The 15,722-nt window shown below is 75.2% G+C and carries 15 protein-coding genes; 8 read left to right on the plus strand and 7 right to left on the minus strand.

Annotated features, from left to right (window positions below):
- Positions 1 to 56: 56 nt before the first annotated feature.
- The 3 genes from HUT16_RS28925 to HUT16_RS28935 form a co-directional block, all read right to left on the minus strand.
- Positions 57 to 1,817 (minus strand): choice-of-anchor P family protein, encoded by a 1,761-nt coding sequence (locus HUT16_RS28925; RefSeq protein ID WP_217712104.1) that lies wholly within the window; start codon positions 1,815 to 1,817, stop codon positions 57 to 59.
- A gap of 179 nt (positions 1,818 to 1,996) precedes the next feature.
- Complete coding sequence (locus tag HUT16_RS28930) at positions 1,997 to 2,638, minus strand: hypothetical protein (RefSeq protein WP_176190985.1); 642 nt, start codon at positions 2,636 to 2,638, stop codon at positions 1,997 to 1,999.
- 86 nt (positions 2,639 to 2,724) lie between these two features.
- Positions 2,725 to 5,214 carry an ATP-dependent Clp protease ATP-binding subunit gene (locus tag HUT16_RS28935; protein ID WP_176190986.1) on the minus strand — a complete coding sequence of 830 codons (2,490 nt, stop codon included), beginning with the start codon at positions 5,212 to 5,214 and terminating at the stop codon, positions 2,725 to 2,727.
- A 246-nt stretch (positions 5,215 to 5,460) separates the two neighbouring features.
- Between HUT16_RS28935 and HUT16_RS28940 the strand changes: the two genes are divergently transcribed.
- Positions 5,461 to 6,393: a polysaccharide deacetylase family protein gene (locus HUT16_RS28940; protein ID WP_176190987.1), complete on the plus strand. Its 933-nt coding sequence runs from the start codon at positions 5,461 to 5,463 to the stop codon at positions 6,391 to 6,393.
- Positions 6,394 to 6,421: 28 nt separating this feature from the next.
- A complete protein-coding gene (locus HUT16_RS28945) occupies positions 6,422 to 7,477 on the plus strand; it encodes a GNAT family N-acetyltransferase (RefSeq protein ID WP_176190988.1) in 1,056 nt (351 codons plus the stop codon).
- A 7-nt stretch (positions 7,478 to 7,484) separates the two neighbouring features.
- Here HUT16_RS28945 and HUT16_RS28950 read toward each other — a convergent pair whose 3' ends face one another.
- Entirely contained in the window at positions 7,485 to 7,898 is a 414-nt protein-coding gene (locus tag HUT16_RS28950; RefSeq protein ID WP_176190989.1) for a YchJ family protein, read from the minus strand.
- Between the two features lie 176 nt (positions 7,899 to 8,074).
- On the opposite strand from HUT16_RS28950, the gene HUT16_RS28955 reads away from it, so the two are divergent.
- A complete protein-coding gene (locus HUT16_RS28955) occupies positions 8,075 to 8,569 on the plus strand; it encodes a hypothetical protein (protein WP_176190990.1) in 495 nt (164 codons plus the stop codon).
- Between the two features lie 77 nt (positions 8,570 to 8,646).
- On the opposite strand, the gene HUT16_RS28960 is transcribed toward HUT16_RS28955, so the two are convergent.
- Entirely contained in the window at positions 8,647 to 9,039 is a 393-nt protein-coding gene (locus HUT16_RS28960; protein WP_176190991.1) for an RNA-binding S4 domain-containing protein, read from the minus strand.
- Between the two features lie 61 nt (positions 9,040 to 9,100).
- Here HUT16_RS28960 and HUT16_RS28965 point away from each other — a divergent pair, with 61 nt between their 5' ends.
- The gene (locus HUT16_RS28965) at positions 9,101 to 9,364 is read left to right on the plus strand and encodes a hypothetical protein (RefSeq protein ID WP_176190992.1); all 264 of its coding nucleotides are present in this window, start codon (positions 9,101 to 9,103) and stop codon (positions 9,362 to 9,364) included.
- A 135-nt stretch (positions 9,365 to 9,499) separates the two neighbouring features.
- Positions 9,500 to 11,506 (plus strand): NADPH-dependent 2,4-dienoyl-CoA reductase, encoded by a 2,007-nt coding sequence (locus HUT16_RS28970; protein WP_176190993.1) that lies wholly within the window; start codon positions 9,500 to 9,502, stop codon positions 11,504 to 11,506.
- A gap of 7 nt (positions 11,507 to 11,513) precedes the next feature.
- Here HUT16_RS28970 and HUT16_RS28975 read toward each other — a convergent pair whose 3' ends face one another.
- Together HUT16_RS28975 and HUT16_RS28980 are read right to left on the minus strand one after the other, a co-directional pair.
- Positions 11,514 to 12,104, minus strand: coding sequence for a hypothetical protein (locus tag HUT16_RS28975; RefSeq protein WP_176190994.1), 591 nt, complete (start codon positions 12,102 to 12,104; stop codon positions 11,514 to 11,516).
- A gap of 81 nt (positions 12,105 to 12,185) precedes the next feature.
- The gene (locus HUT16_RS28980) at positions 12,186 to 13,064 is read right to left on the minus strand and encodes a S1 family peptidase (protein ID WP_176190995.1); all 879 of its coding nucleotides are present in this window, start codon (positions 13,062 to 13,064) and stop codon (positions 12,186 to 12,188) included.
- Between the two features lie 286 nt (positions 13,065 to 13,350).
- Between HUT16_RS28980 and HUT16_RS28985 the strand changes: the two genes are divergently transcribed.
- The 3 genes from HUT16_RS28985 (at position 13,351) to HUT16_RS28995 (ending at position 15,695) form a co-directional block, all read left to right on the plus strand.
- Positions 13,351 to 13,914: a PadR family transcriptional regulator gene (locus HUT16_RS28985; protein ID WP_176190996.1), complete on the plus strand. Its 564-nt coding sequence runs from the start codon at positions 13,351 to 13,353 to the stop codon at positions 13,912 to 13,914.
- A 66-nt stretch (positions 13,915 to 13,980) separates the two neighbouring features.
- Entirely contained in the window at positions 13,981 to 15,069 is a 1,089-nt protein-coding gene (locus HUT16_RS28990) for an LLM class flavin-dependent oxidoreductase (protein WP_176190997.1), read from the plus strand.
- Positions 15,066 to 15,695: an FMN reductase gene (locus HUT16_RS28995; protein ID WP_176190998.1), complete on the plus strand. Its 630-nt coding sequence runs from the start codon at positions 15,066 to 15,068 to the stop codon at positions 15,693 to 15,695. The genes HUT16_RS28990 and HUT16_RS28995 overlap by 4 nt, the downstream gene beginning before the upstream one ends.
- Positions 15,696 to 15,722: the final 27 nt, after the last annotated feature.

Genomic DNA, 15,722 nt, shown 5'->3' on the forward strand with positions numbered 1-15,722 from the left:
GTCCTGCCCGCGGCGCGGTCGCGCGGGCAGGACGCGGTGGGCGAAGGGATGCGGGGTCAGGACGCCGGGCAGGCGTCGGCGGTGGTGAGCAGCGCCGCGCTGCTCTGGGCGATGGTCAGCCGCGTCCCGGTGAGCAGGGTCAGCGAGAGCGCGGTGACGCGGACGCCCTTGCCCCCGGCCAGCGGCGTCCGCTGGTTGACGACCAGCGAGCCGACCAGCGGGAGGGCGATGGTGGTGTTCGGCGCCGCGTCGGCGGAGACGGCCACCCCGGCGACCCGCAGGTTGACCAGGGTGGTCGCGCCGCCGGTGTCGACCGCGCCCGGCCCGTCGGCGGTGAGCGGCTGCCGGGCCCGGGCCGAGGTGCCGACCAGGTCGGCGGTGATCAGGCCGCCGAGCAGGTTGATCCCGGTGACCTGGGCGTGGGCCGAGGCGGTGCGGGTGCCGTCGGTGTCGACGGTGCCGGAGGCGTCGGTGGTGAGGACGCCGAGGGTGCCGACGGCGCCGAGCCCGGCGTCGAGGACGGCGTGGTCGTCCTCGCCCGGCAGCGGGGTGCAGGAGTGGGCGGAGGCGGGCAGCGGGCCGATGCCGCCCAGCGGGGTGGTGAGCCGCACGCCGTGCGCCCGGGCGTCGAAGACGGGCGCGGTGAAGGTCACCGAGGTGCAGCCGGGCGGGTCGAGGCCGATCCGGGCGGTGACGTCCGCCGTGCACACCCGGTAGGTGCCGCCGGTGAGCGAGGTGAGCCGGACGGTGGCGGTGCAGGACGGCTGTCCGGCGGCCAGGTCGCCGTGCACGGTCACGGTGCCCGGCCCGGGGTCCGCGACGGCCGTGCCGGAGCCGCAGTCGGTGGTGGCGCTGCCGGGGTCGAGGACCAGCCCGGCGGGGAGCCGACCGGTGAACGACCAGCCCTGCTTGGCGGCCAGCTCGGCGGTGTTGGTGACGGTGAAGGTCAGCGTGGCGGGCGCGCCCACCGGCAGCTGGGCGGGGGAGAAGGCCTGGTCGAGCTGCGGGGTGGCGTCCAGCAGCCGGATGTTGTCGATCGCACCGTCGTTGCCGCCGCCGCTGGCCTGCTCGTTGACCAGCCGGATGCCGGCCGAATCACCGCTGAACAGCACCGAGCCGTTGCTGGTGTAGGTGCCCACCGAGGTGCCGCCGATGACCCGCCCCGGGTCCTGGCAGGGGTCGATGGGGGAGCTGAACGCGGCCCGCGGGGTGGCGCCGTCCAGCAGGTAGAAGGCGAGCAGCGGGTGGCTGGCGAAGCAGTTCTGGGCGGCCGCGTCCACCGAGAAGGTCAGGAAGCGGTTCTCCGCGCTCAGCGGGACCGGCCGCACCGTCTCCAGCTCGGTGCGCCCGGCGCCCGGGTCGGCCGAGGTGTAGGCGGTCAGCGAGTGGTTGGTGGTGGCGTCACCGCCCGCCCAGCTGCCCAGTGCGGCGGCCATCTGCTTGTTGGCGGCCCAGTAGCTGCCGCAGTAGACGCCGGGCGGCGGGGCGGCCGGGCCCTGCGCGGAGACGATCAGGCCGTTGCAGGCGGTCAGCCAGGCCGGGTCGGCGGTGTACTGCTCGGCGGTCGGCGCGGCGCCGGTGTAGTCGGTCAGCGTCGTGACGGCCGCGCCCTGGCCGTTCTCGAAGTCCTCGGTGAACACGGTGACCGGCGCGCTCGGCGTGCCGGGGTTCCCGGGCGCGTTCGCCGCCGCCGGGCCGATCGCGGCCAGCGATCCGGCGGCCAGCGCGGCGACTCCCAGCAGGGCGCTCGCCGCCCGGCCCCGCCACCGTCCGCCGGCCGCCCCCGCCCGGTCTCCCCTCGGTCCGTGACCCCTCATCCCGTACCCCTTTCGTGCCGCCCGGCCGCTCGCCCCGGCCGCACCGGGACGACGCGACGGGCGTCCACGGCCACTGTCCCGGCCGGGGGGCCTTCCGCACACGGGCGTACGGCGCCGCGACCGGTGCGGGTGCGCGCACGCGCGCCGTGCGATCCGGTGCGTGCCGCCACGCGCCCGGGCTAGCGCAGCACCGGGCGGCCCGCCGCGAGGCGGTCGTACAGGCGGTCGCCGTGGACGCCCGGGGCGTCGAAGCAGCTGTCCTCCTCCTGCTCGCCGTCGGCGAGCAGCACCTCGGGGACGAGGACCTCGGCGGCGGGCGGGGCGGCCACCTCGCGGTCCAGCTCGGCCAGGGCGTACGGCCGGGCGAGCACCGGGCCGGTCAGGGCGCCGCCGACCAGGTCGGGGAAGAACCCGGCGGAGAGGACGGTCACCCCGGCGGCCAGGTCGCCGCCGATCATCACCAGCTTGTCGGTCATGTGGCCGACGAACGCGCCGACCCGGACGTGGCCGCGCACCAGCAGCTTGGCGTCGCCCTCCAGGTGCACGGCGGCCGCGGTCAGGTCGCCGAGGACGACCAGCGCCGGGCAGCCGTCGTCCGCGTTGAGCACCGCGCCCGCCACCGTCAGGTCGCCGTCGACGACCAGGCCGGTGCCCTCCAGGTCCAGGGCGTCCAGGTCGAGCGGCCCGGGCACGGACAGCGCGCCGGAGTGGACGTCGTACGTCTCCTCGTAGAGGTTCCGGTAGCTGGAGACGGGCAGAGCGCGGGCGTCGAAGAGTGCGACGCATGCGTCCCAACTCGTGGGCGCGGTAGTGATGTTCATGGCCGGGAGTCTGCCGGGCGGCACTGTCGGCGGACGCGCCGGAGCCCCCGTCGGGGGTGGTCGGCGGGGGCTCCGGCGGGGTGGGGTCAGGAGGGGTCGGGGCGGCCGATCGAGCAGATGAGTTCGCCGTCCTCCGCGTCGGCGACGATGGTGTCGCCGGGGCGCAGGTCGCCGCCGAGCAGCAGGGTGGCGAGGCGGTTGTCCAGCTGGGTCTGGATGGTGCGGCGCAGCGGGCGGGCGCCGAACTCGGGCTGGTGGCCCCGGTCGACCAGCCACTGCCTGGCGGCGGCGGTCACCTCCAGCTCCATCCCCTGGGCCCTGACCCGGCGTTCGGAGTTGGCGAGCATCAGGTCGACGATCCGCATCAGGTCCTCGGCGTCCAGCGCGTCGAAGACGATGATGTCGTCGATCCGGTTGAGGAACTCGGGCAGGAACCGCCCGCGCAGCTCCTCCATCAGCCGGTCGCGGATCTCCTCGGTCTCGCCCTTGTGGGCCAGGATCAGCTGCGAGCCGATGTTGGAGGTCATGATGACCACGGTGTTGCGGAAGTCGACGGTGCGCCCCTGGGCGTCGGTCAGCCGCCCGTCGTCGAGGACCTGGAGCAGCGCGTTGAAGACGTCCGGGTGGGCCTTCTCGACCTCGTCGAACAGCAGCACGCTGTACGGGCGGCGGCGCACCGCCTCGGTGAGCTGCCCGGCCTCGTCGTAGCCGACGTACCCGGGCGGGGCGCCGACCAGGCGGGAGACGGTGTGCTTCTCCTGGAACTCGCTCATGTCGAAGCGGACCAGCCGGTCCTCGTCGCCGAAGATCAGCTCGGCCAGGGCCTTGGCGAGTTCGGTCTTGCCGACGCCGGTCGGGCCGAGGAACAGGAAGGAGCCGACCGGGCGGTTCGGGTCGGCCATGCCGGCCCGGCTGCGGCGCACCGCCTCGGAGACCGCGACCACCGCCTTGTCCTGGCCGATCACCCGGGCGTGCAGCTCGTCCTCCAGCTTGAGCAGCCGGGCCTTCTCGTCCTCGGTGAGCTGGGAGACCGGGATGCCGGTCTGCCGGGAGAGCACGTCGGCGATGTCGTCGACGGTCACCGAGACCACGCCCTCGCGGCGCTCCTCGATCTCGGCGGTCTGCGCCTCCAGGTCGGCGATCCGGGACTTCAGCTCGGAGGCCCGGGAGAAGTCCTCGGCGGCCACCGCCTCGTCCTTCTCGCGGCGCAGCTTGGCCAGCTCGTCCTCGCGGCCGATCACCTCGGTGGAGCGGCCCAGGCCGCGCAGCCGGACCCGCGCGCCGGCCTGGTCGACCAGGTCGATGGCCTTGTCGGGCAGGAAGCGGTCGGAGACGTACCGGTCGGAGAGGTCGGCGGCGGCGCGCAGCGCCTCGTCGGTGAAGCGGACCTGGTGGTGCGCCTCGTAGGAGTCGCGCAGGCCCTCCAGGATCTGCACGGTCTCCTCGACCGAGGGCTCGGGGATCAGCACCGGCTGGAAGCGGCGCTCCAGCGCGGGGTCCTTCTCGATGTGCTTGCGGTACTCGTCGATGGTGGTGGCGCCGATGACGTGCAGCTCGCCGCGGGCCAGCGCGGGCTTGAGCATGTTGCCGGCGTCCATCGCGCCCTCGCCGCCGGCGCCCGCGCCGACCACGGTGTGCAGCTCGTCGATGAACAGGACGGTCGAGTCGGCGGCCTCGCGGACCTCGTCGATGACGTTCTTCAGCCGCTCCTCGAACTCGCCCCGGTACTTGGAGCCGGCCACCAGCCCGGACAGGTCGAGCGAGACCACCCGCCGGTCCTTCAGGGTGGAGGGCACGTCGCCGGAGACGATCCGCTGGGCCAGGCCCTCCACGATGGCGGTCTTGCCGACGCCGGGCTCGCCGATCAGCACCGGGTTGTTCTTGGAGCGGCGGGAGAGGATCTCGACGGTCTGCTCGATCTCCTCGGCCCGGCCGACCACCGGGTCCAGCCGGCCCAGCTTGGCGTCCTCGGTGAGGTCGCGGCCGTACTCGTCCAGGGTCGGCGTCCTGCTCTCGGCCTTCGCGGGCGCCCGCTCGCCCCGGGCGGCGGCCTCGGCGCCGCTGCGCAGCCGGGAGGCGTCGGCGCCCTGGGCACCGAGCAGGCGGCCGGCCGCCGAGTCGGGGTCGTCCAGCAGGGCGGCCAGCACGTGCTCGGGGCCGATGTAGGAGACGCCGGCGGCCTGCGAGCGGGCGTGCGCGCCGATCAGGACGCGCTTGGCGGCCGGGGTGAGGCCCGGGTCCACGGACGGGTCGGCCGCGCCGGCCGGCAGGCTGCGCTCCAGGGCGGCGGCCAGCTGGTCCGGGTCGGCGCCGGCCTGGGCCAGCAGGCTCCGGGACGGCTCGACCCGGGTGGCGGCCCACAGCAGGTGCGGGGTGTCCAGGTCGGCGCTGCCGTCCTCCTGGGCGCGCAGCTCGGCGCGGGCGATCAGGTCGCGGGCGGACTCGGTCAGCAGCCGCCCGATCGGGACGCGCTGCACGGCCGGCGGGGAGGCGGCCGGATTGAGGCCGAAGAAGCGGTTGAGCAGTTCGGAGAAGGCGTCGTCGGAGCCGAAAGAGCCGAAGCCGGGCACGGTCATCGTGAGGGCACTCCCATGGGCGGACGGGCAGCAGTCCCCCCGAACTATTCCAAGGCCGGACATACACCGCCCGACGGGGTGATCCGGACAGGTGGCGGGGGCCGCGCCCGGCCGCTTCCCGGTCGGCTTCCGGGAACTTGGGACAGGCATTACCCGCCCATGGGACTCTGATGACCAACATGCTCCAGCGGGCACCCCGGGCCGACCGCCCGGGGTGCCCGCACGCGCCACGGAGGGGGACAGGCCATGCCGACCACGGATCGCGCCGCCAGGCGGCGGGGCGTCGACGCGCTGCTGCGCCGCTCCCCGCTCCAGCCCGTCTTCCGGGCCCGCGCCGCCCGCCGCCTCGCCGTGCTCGCCTACCACGGCGTCGACGACCCGGCCGCCTTCCGCGCCCAGATGGAGCGGCTGGCCCGCACCGCCCGCCCGGTCGGGGTCGACGAGGTGGCCCGGGCCGCCGAGCACCGCCGCCCGCTGCCCGACCGCAGCGTGCTGGTCACCTTCGACGACGGCGACCGCACCGTGCTCACCGAGGCGCTGCCCGTCCTGGCCCGGCTCGGCATCCCCGCCGCCGCCTACGTGATCACCGACCTGATCGGCGGCGACCAGCCCTACTGGTGGGCCGAGGCCGCCCACCTGGTCGCCCACGGCGGCCGCGCCGGAGCGCTGCCCGGCCCCGACCCGGCCGCCGCCGTCCGCCGGCTCAAGGCGCTGCCCGACGCCCAACGGCAGCACGCGCTCGCCGAGTTGCGCGCCACCGCCGCCCGACCGGCGCCCCGGCAGCGGCAGTTGAGCCGCGACGACCTGCACACCCTGGCCGACGCCGGGCTGGCGATCGGCAACCACACCGCCTCCCACCCCTGCCTCGACCGCTGCGAGGACGCCGACCTCGACGCCCAACTCGTCGGCGCGCACGACCGGTTGACCCAGTGGATGGGCAGCCCGCCGACCAGCTTCGCCTACCCCAACGGCAACTACGACCCGCGCGCCGACCGGGTGCTGCGCACCCTCGGGTACCGTACGGGGTTCCTGTTCGACCACCGGCACGCCGAACTGGCCCCGGCGCACCGGCTGCGGATCAGCCGGCTGCGGGTCAACTCGCACACCGGGCGGGACCGCTTCGACACCATCCTGTCCGGACTGCACCCGGCCGTGCACCGGTTGCGCGGCGGGCGCTGAAAGACACCGGGAAGAGGGTGGGGGAGCAGTGCCGGAGATCCACCGCACGTCCGAACTGGACGGCGAACTCGTGCACGACTGGCGGGAGTTGATCGCCCAGGACGCGGAGGGCTCGTGGTTCGCCGGGCCGGACTGGGTGCTGGCCTGGTGGCGCACCCTGGGCGCCGGACAGGACGGCGAGATCGCGGTGTGGCGCGGGCCGGACGGCCGGGCCGAGGCGGTGCTGCCGCTCACCGCCACCCGGCTGCGCGCGCACCGCCGGCTGCCCGTCGAGGTGCCCGCGCTCACCCTGCTCGGCACCGGCCCGGGCGCCGCCGACCACTGCGGGCCCGCCGTCCGCCCGCACCGGCGCGCCGACGTCGCCGTGTGGCTCGCCGAACGGGCCCGCCGCAGCACCCTGTGGCTGCCCGAACTGGACGCCGCGCACACCGACCTGCTGCCGCCCGGCGCCCGCCCCGTCACCCGCTCCGCCTGCCCGCGCGCCGACCTGACCGACGGCCCCGACCGGCTCGGCTCCCGGGACTTCCGGGCCGCCAACCGGCGCGCCCACCGCCGGCTCGCCGCCGCCGGGGTCAGCTTCCACTGGCTGCCGCCCGGCACCGCCACCGGGTCCGATTCCTCCGGCGACCTGCTGGACGACCTGCTGCGGCTGCACCGGCTCCGCCGGGAGGCCGTGGCGGGCGGGGCGGGCGGGGCCAGCAGCTTCGCCGCCGACCGGCTGCCGCTGCACCGGCTGCTGCTGCGCGGCGCCGCCCCCGGCTGCGGACCGGCCCTCCAGATCGCCCGGCACCGCGACGAGGTGGTGGGCGTGCTGTACGGCTTCCGCTGGGCCGACCGGTTCGCCTACTACCAGACCGGCTGGGACCCGCGCTGGGCCGCCGAGTCGCTGGGCACCGCGCTGGTCGACGCGGCGATCCGCAGCTGCGCCGCCGAGGGCGTGCGGACCTTCGACTTCCTGCGTGGCCGGGAGCCGTACAAGTACCGGTTCGGCGCGGTGGACCGCACCGACACCGGCTGGCTGCTGCCGCGCGGCCCCGGCGGGGCGCTGCTATCGCTCAAGCACCGCCTGCGGGCGGCAGGTTGACCGGGCGTCAGGCCCGGACGTCGCCGTCCAGGTAGACCCACTCGCCCCGGTGGCGCACGAAGCGGCTGTGCTCGTGCAGCGCGTCGGCCCGGCCGCCCTCCAGGTAGTGGGCGCGGAACTCGACGGTGCCCTCGGTGTGGAACGGGCCGCCCTCGGCCGAACCCAGGATCTCCAGGCGCTCCCAGCGCAGCGAGGGGTCGAAGTCGACCGAGGCGGGCCGGGTGTCCGGGTGCCAGGAGCGCAGCAGGTACGGCTCGTCGCGGACCGCGAAGGCGCTGAACCGGGAGCGCATCACCTGCTCGGCGCTGCTCGCCGCGGCCTCGCCGCGGTGCAGGCGGCCGCAGCACTCGGCGTACCGGGCGGGGCGGCCGCAGGGGCAGTCGGTCGGGGCGGCGGGGGCGGGGGTGCGTCGGCGGGCCATGCGGTCCATTATCGCGCGGGCCGCACCCCGGCCGGGCGGCGCGGCGGTCGGCTTCCGCCCGGTCCGTCCCGGCGCGGCGCAGGCATGGGTCCGGGCGTCGCGGGCAGGATGGGCGGGTGCCGCGCCCGGCGCGGCAGCGGAGAGGACGACCGTCGGCGAGGGCGAAGGGAACCACGATGAGCGACCACCACCACAACGTGCTGCTGCTCGGCTTCACCGACCGGGAGGAGTGCCGCCGGGCCTACGAGGACGCGATGCACCTGCCCGGGCTGCGGCAGGTCGCGGTGCTGGAACGGGACGCCGAGGGCATCGTCGACATCCCGGAGAGCCACATCCGCGGCGCCGGCGTCCCCACCGTCGGCTCCGGCCTGGTCGGCGGCCTGGTCGGGCTGCTCGGCGGGCCGATCGGCGTGCTGCTGGGCTTCGCCGCCGGTGCGGCGATCGGCAACGCCGCCGAGCAGACCGAGATGACCGACGGCGGCGCGGGCCTGATCGTGCTCTCCTCCCGGGTCGACAACGGGCGGGCGCTGCTGGTGGCCGACCTGGTCGAGCACGAGAGCGGGCCCGCCGACGAACTGGCCGCGAAGTACGGGGCCTCGGTGGAGCGGATCTCCGCCGAGCAGTTCGCCGAGCAGGTCCGGATCGCCAAGGAGAGGACCCCGGAGGACTGACCGGCCCCGCGCCCCGGGCGCGTGCGCCGCGGCGGCCGCCGGAGCCGTCGCGGCGCCCGCCGCCGCGGCCGGAGCGGTCAGAAGTACGGGCGGTAGCCGTCCTTGAGCCTGTCGAGGTCGCGCCGCTCGCGCTTGGTCGGCCGCCCCGCGCCCCGGTCGCGCTGGGCGACCGCGGCCGGCCGCTCCTCGCGCGGCGGCGGCGGGGGGCTGTGGTCCACGTAGCAGGTCTCGGCGACCGGGGCGCCGACCCGCTTGGCGATCGGCCGCACCACCTGGACGATCCGTTCCCGCCCCTCGACCCGCACCCGCACGTCGTCCCCCGGTTTGACGTGCTGCGCGGGCTTCGCCGTCGCCCCGTTCACCTTCACGTGCCCGGCCCGGCAGGCCGCGCCCGCCGCCGAGCGGGTCTTGATCAGCCGGATCGCCCAGATCCAGCTGTCGATCCGCGCGCTCGCCTCGTCCGCACTCATGGCACGACTCTAGTGCCGCGGGGGGCCGTTTCGGGCGGTGCGACGGGGGCAACCGGGGGCCATGGAGACCACCACCGAGCGCACCGAAGAGCCGATCGAGACCCAGGGCGGCGAGGACCACCTCCTGCTCAGCGCCGACACCAACGGTGACGGCAGGCCCGACGTCTGGCTGACCGACACCACCGGCGACGGCAAGGCCGACCTCTACCAGTTCGACACCACCGGCGACGGCGAGGTCGACGTGACCATCGTGGAGCGCGCCGAGGAGCCCGGGGCCGACCGGGTCGTGGTGGGCGGGGACGCGGGGCACCCCCGGCACGGGTGATCCCGCCGCGGGGAGGATCCTCGGCCGGTGCGGACCCGTGGGGCGGGTCCGCACCGGCCGCCGTTTTTGCAACTAGTTGCACTGCTGGTCCGCCGCGCCCTACCGTTGGGTAACAAATCCTGACCGGAGGCGTCGATGACCGCTGCGTACCCCCACCTGCTGGCCCCGCTCGACCTGGGCTTCACCACCCTGCCGAACCGGGTGGTGATGGGCTCGATGCACGTCGGGCTGGAGGAGGCCGAGCACGGGTTCGAGCGGATGGCCGCCTTCTACGCCGAGCGCGCCCGCGGCGGCGTCGGGCTGATCGTCACCGGCGGCATCGCCCCCAACGAGGCCGGGCGGCCCTGGGCGGGCGGCGCCAAGCTCACCACCGGGGCCGAGGCCGCCGAGCACCGCGTCGTCACCGACGCCGTGCACGCCGCGGGCGGGAAGATCGCGCTGCAGATCCTGCACTTCGGCCGGTACGCCTACCACGAGGACCTGGTCGCGCCGTCCGCGATCCAGGCCCCGATCAGCCCGTACGTCCCGCACGAGCTGACCGCCGAGCAGATCGAGCAGACGATCGAGGACTTCGCGCGCTGCGCCGAACTCGCCCGCTCCGCCGGGTACGACGGCGTCGAGGTGATGGGCTCCGAGGGCTACCTGATCAACGAGTTCACCGCCGCGCAGACCAACCACCGCACCGACGGGTGGGGCGGCAGCCACGAGAACCGGATGCGCTTCCCGGTCGAGATCGTCCGCCGGGTGCGCGAGCGGGTCGGGCCGGACTTCATCCTGGTCTACCGGCTGTCCATGCTCGACCTCGTGCCCGGCGGCTCCACCTTCGAGGAGGTGGTCCGGCTGGCCCGCGCGGTCGAGGCGGCCGGGGCCACCATCATCAACACCGGCATCGGCTGGCACGAGGCCCGCATCCCCACCATCGCCACCTCGGTGCCGCGCGGCGCCTACGCCTGGGTGACCAGGAAGCTGATGGGGCAGGTCGGCATCCCGCTGGTCACCACCAACCGGATCAACACCCCCGAGGTCGCCGAGGAACTGCTCGCCACCGGCCACGCCGACCTGGTCTCGCTGGCCCGGCCGATGCTCGCCGACCCCGCCTTCGTCAACAAGGCCGCCGCCGGGACCCCGGAGGCGATCAACACCTGCATCGGCTGCAACCAGGCCTGCCTGGACCACACCTTCAGCGCGAAGATCACCTCCTGCCTGGTCAACCCGCGCGCCTGCCACGAGACCGAACTCGTCCTCGCCCCCACCCGCCGGGCCAAGCGGATCGCCGTGGTCGGCGCCGGACCGGCCGGGCTCGCCTTCGCCACCGCCGCCGCCGACCGCGGCCACCGCGTCACCCTGTTCGACGCCGCGGACGAGATCGGCGGCCAGCTGAACGTCGCCCGGCGGGTGCCCGGCAAGCAGGAGTTCGACGAGACGCTGCGCTACTACCGGCACGAACTCGCCCGCACCGGCGTCGAGTTGCGCCTCGGCGCGGTCGTCGGTGCGGACGCCCTGACCGGCTGGGACGAGGTCGTGCTCGCCACCGGCGTCACCCCGCGCACCCCGGCGATCGACGGCGTCGACCACCCCAGCGTGCTCGGCTACCTGGACGTGTTGCAGGGCGGCGCGAAGGCCGGCGGGAGGGTCGCGGTGATCGGCGCGGGCGGCATCGGCTTCGACGTCGCCGAGTACCTCACCGACCCGGGCGAGGGCGCCCCCGACTTCCTCGCCCAGTGGGGCGTCGACCGCGAGCACACCACCCCCGGCGGCCTGGCCGCCCCCGACCGGCCGGCGAGCCCGCGCCAGGTCTTCCTGCTCCAGCGCAAGGCCGGCAAGGTCGGCGCCGGGCTCGGCAAGACCACCGGCTGGATCCACCGCACCGAACTGCGCCACCGCGGCGTGGTGATGGTCCCCGGCGTCGAGTACCGCCGGATCGACGACGCGGGCCTGCACGTCACCGTGAACGGCGAGGAGCAGGTGCTGCCGGTGGACACCGTGGTGCTGTGCGCCGGGCAGGAGCCCCGCCGCGAGCTGCTCGACGTCCTGCGCGGGCGCGGCGTCGAACCGCACCTGATCGGCGGCGCGGACGTGGCCGCCGAGCTCGACGCCAAGCGCGCCATCGACCAGGGCACCCGGCTGGCCGCCGCGCTCTGACCGGCCGTCAGCAGTAGGTCAGCGGGCAGCCCCGGCGCAGGCAGTGCTGGGCCGCCCGCAGGTACATCGCGGCGTAGAAGGCGGCGTCCGCGTCCCGGGCCCAGCGCCCGGGGCGGCCGGACGCCTCCGGCGCGCCGCCCGGGCCGTCCAGGAACCAGGAGGACAGGTCCAGGTTGTCGCAGGCGGTCGGCAGGTCGGCGGGGAGCTCCAGCGCGGCGGCCAGCCGTTCGGCGAGCGGCAGCACCCGGTGCGCCGAGGCCACCACCGTCTCGTCGGTGTAGGCGGAGCCGACCGGCAGGGTGATCTCCTCGGCCAGCGGCACCGGCACCAGCACCGTCCAGCCGAGCAGCGTCCCCGTCTCGTCGGGGGTCAGCAGCTCCTGGCACAGCTCGGCGAAGGAGTCCATCGGCGGGACGAGCTTCTCCTCGAACGACTGCCCCGAGCCGCGGACGAACTCCGCGGGCGGCGGCACCGACCGGTACGGCGGCAGGCCGCGCCGGGCCAGCTCCTCGTCCAGTGCCGCGGCCAGAAGGGGCCGCTCCTCCTCCGCCGCGCCGAACCACTCGTCCGCGTCCACGCTCACCAGGTACATCCCCATGCCGCGCACGCTAGCGCGGCCCGCCGACAGCGCGCCGCCGCCCACCGGGGCCGGGGCTCCGGTGGGCGGCGGGCCGGGGGGTCAGTAGAGCGAGACCCCGTACGCGGAGAGGGCCTCGGTGACGGGCTGGAAGAAGGTGGTGCCGCCGGAGGAGCAGTCGCCGCTGCCGCCGGAGGTCAGGCCCAGGGCCTTGCTGCCGTCGTACAGCGGGCCGCCGGAGTCGCCGCCCTCGGCGCAGACGGTGGTCTGGATCAGACCGCTGACGGTGCCGCCGTCGGAGTAGCGGACGGTGGCGTTCAGGGCGGTGACCTTGCCGCTGTGGGTGCCGGTGGTCGAGCCGGTGCGCTTGACGGCCTCGCCGACGTACGCGTTCGCGGCGGTGAAGCCGCCCGGGTGGCTGAGCGAGGTGTTGGTGTAGCGGACCAGGGCGTAGTCGTTGCCCGGGAAGCTGGACCCCGCGGTGGTGCCGGCCACCGTGCTCTGGCCGGAGTTGGTGTACCAGGTGCTCGCGATGTTGCCGCAGTGCCCGGCGGTCAGGAAGTAGTACGTGCCGCCCTTGACCACGTTGAAGCCCAGCGAGCAGCGGTAGCCGCCGCCGTAGATCGCGGCGCCCGCGGACAGCCGCGGGCTGAAGGTGCCGGAGGTGCGTTCGACCTCCAGCCGGGCGGCGTCGGCCCCGGCGGCCGCGGTCAGCCGGGCCAGGGCGGCCGGGGTGACCGTGCTGTCGGCCGTCACGACGACCCGCCCGGTGGCCGGGTCGGTGTGCCAGGCGATGCCGTTGACGCCGCTGAGCCCGACCGAGTCGCTGACCCGGGCCAGCGCGGCGGCGGCGTCCGGCGCCGGGGTGGCGGCCCCGGCGGCGGGCACCGCGAGGGCGGTCGCCGCGGCGAGGGCGGCGGCGACGGCGAGCAGGCGGCCGCCGGTGCGGCGCGGACGGGAAGCGGTGCGCGTGGTCCTCACAGATCTCCTCCTGGGGGAGTGGGAGAGGCCCCGGGGGTCGGGGGCCGTGAGGCGCGGGCAGGGGCGGTCGGGGCAGCCTCATGGGCCGGTTGTTGATGTGCCCCTGACAGGCGCTACCCGGGAGTATGCGGACACCCGGCCGGACTGCGCAAGGCCCCGCAAGAGCTTTCCTGCCCGCCCGGCCGGGCGTCAACGCCCTTGCAGCACCCCCCACTTGCCGTCCCGTCAGGGTGCCGGGCCCCGGCCGCACGGCGGTCCGGCCCCGGGCCGCCCGTACGATCGCCGCATGTCACTGCCGCACGCGATCCTCACCGCCCTGCTGGAGAAGCCGTCCTCGGGGCTGGAGCTGACCCGGCGGTTCGACCGGTCGATCGGGTTCTTCTGGTCGGCCACCCACCAGCAGATCTACCGCGAGCTGGGGCGGCTGGAGCGCACCGGCCTGGTCCGGGCGTCCGGGCCGGGGGCGGGGCGCGGGCAGCGCAAGGAGTACGAGGTGCTGCCGGACGGGCGGGCGGAGCTGGCGCGCTGGGCCGCCCTGCCGCAGGACCCGAAGCCCGTCCGGGACCCGCTGCTGCTGCGCCTGCGGGCGGCGGCCGTGCTGGGCCTGGACGGGCTGGAGGCGGAGCTGGTCCGGCACCGCGAACTGCACCGGGCGCAGCTGGCGCAGTACCTGGAGATCGAGCGGCGGGACTTCCCGCCCGAGGCGGCGGCCGGGGAGAACCGGTTGCAGCACCTGGTGCTGCGCGGCGGCATCCAGCTGGAGTCGTTCTGGCTGGCGTGGCTGGACGAGGCACTGGGCGAGGCGCTCGGCGGGGCGCCGGGGGAGGCGGTGGAAGGGGGGCGGGAATAGGCGGGAGTGGCGGCCCGTTGTCGCGAGTGGTTGAATGTTGAATCAACCTCGAAGGAGTTGAGAACGGTGCAGTTCGGCATCTTCAGCGTCGGCGACGTGACCACCGACCCCACCACCGGGCGGACCCCCACCGAGCACGAGCGGATCAAGGCCATGGTGGCCATCGCGCTCAAGGCGGAGGAGGTCGGGCTCGACGTGTTCGCCACCGGCGAGCACCACAACCCGCCGTTCGTCCCGTCCTCGCCGACCACCATGCTCGGCTACGTCGCGGCCCGGACCGAGCGGCTGATCCTCTCCACCTCCACCACGCTGATCACCACCAACGACCCGGTGAAGATCGCCGAGGACTTCGCGATGCTCCAGCACCTCGCCGAGGGCCGGGTCGACGTGATGATGGGCCGCGGCAACACCGGCCCGGTCTACCCGTGGTTCGGCAAGGACATCCGCCAGGGCATCCCGCTCGCCGTCGAGAACTACGCGCTGCTGCACCAGCTGTGGCGCGAGGAGAACGTCGACTGGCAGGGTCGCTTCCGCACCCCCCTGCAGTCCTTCACCTCCACCCCGCGCCCGCTCGACGACACCCCGCCGTTCGTCTGGCACGGCTCGATCCGCAGCCCCGAGATCGCCGAGCAGGCCGCCTACTACGGCGACGGCTTCTTCGCCAACAACATCTTCTGGCCCAAGGAGCACTTCCAGCGGCTGATCGAGCTCTACCGGGAGCGCTACGCCCACTACGGCCACGGCACCCCCGAGCAGGCGATCGTCGGCCTCGGCGGCCAGGTCTTCATGCGGAAGAACTCCCAGGACGCGGTCCGCGAGTTCCGCCCGTACTTCGACAACGCCCCCGTCTACGGCCACGGCCCCTCGCTGGAGGAGTTCACCGAGCAGACCCCGCTGACCGTCGGCAGCCCGCAGGAGGTCATCGAGAAGACCCTCGCCTTCCGCGACACCTTCGGCGACTACCAGCGCCAGCTGTTCCTGATGGACCACGCCGGGCTCCCGCTCAAGACCGTCCTGGAGCAGCTCGACCTGCTCGGCGAGGAGGTCGTCCCGGTGCTGCGCGCCGAGTTCGCCAAGAACCGGCCGGCCGAGGTGCCCGACGGGCCCACCCACGCCGCGCGGGTCGCCGCCCGCGAGGAGGTGACCACCCCGTGAACACCCTCAAGCTCGTCGTGGTGGCGGCCGGGCTCAGCGTCCCGTCCTCCACCCGGCTGCTCGCCGACCGCCTCGCCGAGGCCACCGCCCGCGACCTGCGCGGAACCGGCCGGGAGGTGGACGTGCAGGTGGTCGAACTGCGCGGACTCGCCCGCGACATCGCCGACAACCTGGTCACCGGCTTCCCGCCGCCCGCGCTGCGCGACGCCGTCCGGGCGGTCGAGGAGGCGGACGGGCTGATCGCCGTCACGCCGATCTTCTCCGCGTCCTACAGCGGCCTGTTCAAGTCCTTCGTGGACGTGCTCGACCGGGACGCGCTGACCGGTAAGCCCGTGCTGATCGCCGCCACCGGCGGCACCGCCCGGCACAGCCTCGCCCTCGAACACGCGATGCGGCCGCTGTTCGCGTACCTGCGGGCCGCGGTCGTCCCCACCGCCGTCTTCGCCGCCTCCGAGGACTGGGGCGCGAACGGTGCCGACGGCTCGCTCGCCGGGCGGATCGCCCGCGCGGCCGGCGAACTCGCCGAGAGCCTCACCGGCCGGCCCGCCGCCGCCCGGGCCCGGGCGGCCGAGCCGGGGCAGGTCGTCCCCTTCGCCCAGCAGCTCGCGGCGCTGCGCGCCCACTGACACCCCCGCCGACACCCGAGGAGTCAT

It is taken from the genome of Kitasatospora sp. NA04385 (genome assembly GCF_013364235.1).
In the GTDB taxonomy this organism is placed as follows: Bacteria; Actinomycetota; Actinomycetes; order Streptomycetales; family Streptomycetaceae; genus Kitasatospora.

Bases quoted from the DNA above. Each gene is read 5' to 3' on its own strand.
- HUT16_RS28925 (WP_217712104.1), bottom strand. From the start codon at position 1,817: ATGAGGGGTCACGGACCGAGGGGAGACCGGGCGGGGGCGGCCGGCGGA.
- HUT16_RS28955 (WP_176190990.1), top strand. From the start codon at position 8,075: ATGAGCGACCACCACCACAACGTGCTGCTGCTCGGCTTCACCGACCGG.
- HUT16_RS28950 (WP_176190989.1), bottom strand. From the start codon at position 7,898: ATGGCCCGCCGACGCACCCCCGCCCCCGCCGCCCCGACCGACTGCCCC.
- HUT16_RS28965 (WP_176190992.1), top strand. From the start codon at position 9,101: ATGGAGACCACCACCGAGCGCACCGAAGAGCCGATCGAGACCCAGGGC.
- HUT16_RS28930 (WP_176190985.1), bottom strand. From the start codon at position 2,638: ATGAACATCACTACCGCGCCCACGAGTTGGGACGCATGCGTCGCACTC.
- HUT16_RS28970 (WP_176190993.1), top strand. From the start codon at position 9,500: ATGACCGCTGCGTACCCCCACCTGCTGGCCCCGCTCGACCTGGGCTTC.
- HUT16_RS28985 (WP_176190996.1), top strand. From the start codon at position 13,351: ATGTCACTGCCGCACGCGATCCTCACCGCCCTGCTGGAGAAGCCGTCC.
- HUT16_RS28940 (WP_176190987.1), top strand. From the start codon at position 5,461: ATGCCGACCACGGATCGCGCCGCCAGGCGGCGGGGCGTCGACGCGCTG.
- HUT16_RS28975 (WP_176190994.1), bottom strand. From the start codon at position 12,104: ATGGGGATGTACCTGGTGAGCGTGGACGCGGACGAGTGGTTCGGCGCG.
- HUT16_RS28960 (WP_176190991.1), bottom strand. From the start codon at position 9,039: ATGAGTGCGGACGAGGCGAGCGCGCGGATCGACAGCTGGATCTGGGCG.
- HUT16_RS28935 (WP_176190986.1), bottom strand. From the start codon at position 5,214: ATGACCGTGCCCGGCTTCGGCTCTTTCGGCTCCGACGACGCCTTCTCC.